This window comes from Pseudoalteromonas sp. MMG024, from assembly GCF_021654175.1.
In the GTDB taxonomy this organism is placed as follows: domain Bacteria; phylum Pseudomonadota; class Gammaproteobacteria; order Enterobacterales; family Alteromonadaceae; genus Pseudoalteromonas.
Window position 1 is genome coordinate 1 of sequence record NZ_JAKFZO010000056.1, and the last position, 678, is coordinate 678.

Genomic DNA, 678 nt, shown 5'->3' on the forward strand with positions numbered 1-678 from the left:
GCATTCAAACGGACAATTTACAGTTGGCTTTTGTTCGTGCCTCACTATTTTAGCCAACTACAAATAGCCGCTTAATGTGGCGTTAGGGTTACAATCAGGCAATGAAGTGGACTGAACCTTGGATTAAATCAATCCAAAACCAAGAGAAATATAGCCTCATTTCAAAGGGGGTGTTAACAAGCTGCTTACTATGGACGTTGTTTTTCGTTTTTTTGGCAGTTGTAAGCCTGTTGACTAAAGATGACATTATCAGTCATCTAGCTAAAACAATTTGGATTGCTCCTGTGCTAGGTTTCACTTTAGCTTGGGTTTTGTATACGGTCACGTGGCTGTCACCAGTTAAAATTGATTCCGGTCCCAAAGGCCTTGTCAGAATCAAAGCAGATAATATAACTTCGATACCTTGGGAGCTGATCTCTTCGTACAGGTTTATATTTAACGGCATCGTTTTTAAGTTTACTGATGATAGTGAAATCACATTCTTATTACCTGACGATATGGATCGAAATTTAATAGCAAAGGAACTTGAAGCACACTCAATCAAAAAAGATGTTTTGTAACCCTAACAAATTAATTAAACAGTGGACGCAAAACAGCAGGCTTGCGCTCATTCTTCGCTTAGTTTAGCCTGCTATTTTACGCCGTTTATTAAGGCGTTAAATTCTTAGGATAGTCCTG

Annotated in this window: 1 protein-coding gene; it reads left to right on the plus strand. The window is 38.6% G+C overall.

Translation table 11 applies throughout. From position 1 onward, the window contains the following. Positions 1 to 101: 101 nt before the first annotated feature. A complete protein-coding gene (locus L1068_RS21835) occupies positions 102 to 560 on the plus strand; it encodes a hypothetical protein (RefSeq protein WP_237131963.1) in 459 nt (152 codons plus the stop codon). Positions 561 to 678 lie beyond the last annotated feature (118 nt).